The sequence below is a fragment of the Methylomonas sp. BG-2 genome (assembly GCF_057766305.1).
Window position 1 is genome coordinate 1 of the sequence record NZ_JBYMAP010000435.1, and the last position, 1,748, is coordinate 1,748.

Consider the following 1,748-nt stretch of genomic DNA (forward strand, 5'->3'; position numbering starts at 1 on the left):
CGATAGCAGGTCAGGCGTAACGTGGAGGCCAGTTCGATGGAGATCAGCGCGTTGCGGCGTCGGCCGTGGTTCAACACCAGAAAGCGTAAAATGGCCAGCCATAAAATGGCATTGGCTTGGCTGGTCACCGAGCTTTCTTGCCGAGAAATCGCGTCGATCCCGTCCTTGAGATAGATCGGAATCACCGCTTCGACGATATGGGCGAAAAACAGGGCCAGCCAAGCCGTTGCGCTTTGAATTAGATAAGGCTTGAAGAACGGATGAATCCTGTTCAAGAACGCACGGGTCGTCGCACCATGGCTGACGCTTGCCGCGCGGTATTTGTCTTCCATGCGTGCTGGTTAGGCTTTATTTAGCCGGCGTCGCGGTCGCCGGGCCGATGCCGACGATTTGCAGGATGGTGTCTTCGTCCTTGGCGCCGTCGTAATGGACTTCCTTACCGTAGTGGGTCACGAAGCTGCCGGCCGGCACCGGCTTCAGCTGGTCCGGTTGGTAATCGCCGCCGGTGCCGACCCACCAGGTGCCGGAAATGACCGTGATGAACCGATCGTTGGGGTGTGAATGCGGCTGGCTGTTGTGGTGGGCTTTCCATTTGGTCAGTACCACGTACAGGCCCGGTTTGGCCGGATCGCCGACCAACACCGCGGTTTCCGAGCCGCTGGGGTTGGCGACCCAGTTGATTTGATCCGGCAATTTGATCGAGATGGCTTTGGGATCGAGTTCGCTCGCGGCCGCTTGACCGGCGAAGCAAAGTCCGGCGACCAGCAGCCAACCAATCCGGTTTAGCGGGTGTTTTAACGACGGCATGCGTTTCTCCTTGAAAAGATAGTTATTATTCAGCTCGAAGCACTACAGCTCCTCTCCAGCGGGAGAGGGTAGGGTGAGGGGAGATAAAACCAAGCATTTTGCCCATTTTATCCCCCTCACCCCCCGCCCTCCCGCCGGAGAGGGAATAAACCGCCTGTTTTTTGGCGGATGCTGAATAGTTATAAAAGATAATTACCAATCGGCGTGATGGGCTTTGGGGTGCCGGGTCAGAGCTACGGCATCGACATCCGTGTCGGCTTGATCCAGTTAACACAACCAAGGTGAATGCGAGTGCGACGGCAGGAGACAGTCGGCCGCCCGTCTCGCGGTTAAATGTCTCCGACCCGGCACCCCAAAGCCCACGTTGCCGTTCAGGGCGCGGCGGTAAGATGAAACTGCCCCGGTTCCGGCGGCACCACGGCCTTCTCGCCATGCGGCGTGCCGGCCGGCACCCAGGCGTAGGGCACCGGCTGGCCGCGATAGAGTTGGTTGTTGGCGGTCTCGCGGCCGGTTTTAGCATCCTTGCCCTTGCGGAAATAGGGATTGACGTATTCCCAAACGATGTCGCCTTGCGGCGTGACCTGGAACAACCGGCCGCTCTGGCCTTCGTCTATGAAAGTGTTGCCGTTGGGCAAACGGCGGGCGGCGCTGATATGGGTGCTGCGGAACGACCAAGTCGGTCCGCCGGAATCCTCGCCGGTGTATTGCCACACGACTTGGTTTTGGATCGGATCGATTTCCAGTACCCGCGAGCCGCCGGTGCGCGGTACCGCCGCCGGCGGGTAGCCGGCCACGCCCTGGTTGTCGAAGACCAGCAAATTGCCGGCGCCGGGCAGGCCCTCCGGAATAATGTGGGCATCGTGTTGGGCGCTGATCTGATCGACCGGCCGGGGCACGTTGCGCGCCAGCTGTTCTTCCCGGCTGGCGGCCTGATAGTGCGG

Annotated in this window: 3 protein-coding genes; all 3 read right to left on the reverse strand. The window is 60.1% G+C overall.

Features of this window, described 5'->3' with window-relative positions:
- The coding region (locus AC3B8H_RS21030) for a hypothetical protein (RefSeq protein ID WP_488443459.1) at positions 1-332 on the reverse strand (332 nt) is incomplete at its 3' end.
- A gap of 16 nt (positions 333-348) precedes the next feature.
- The gene (locus AC3B8H_RS21035) at positions 349-807 is read right to left on the reverse strand and encodes a cupin domain-containing protein (RefSeq protein WP_488443460.1); all 459 of its coding nucleotides are present in this window, start codon (positions 805-807) and stop codon (positions 349-351) included.
- 371 nt (positions 808-1,178) lie between these two features.
- Positions 1,179-1,748, reverse strand: a 570-nt coding sequence (locus AC3B8H_RS21040) for an arylsulfotransferase family protein (protein WP_488443461.1), incomplete at its 5' end; no start/stop codon positions are given.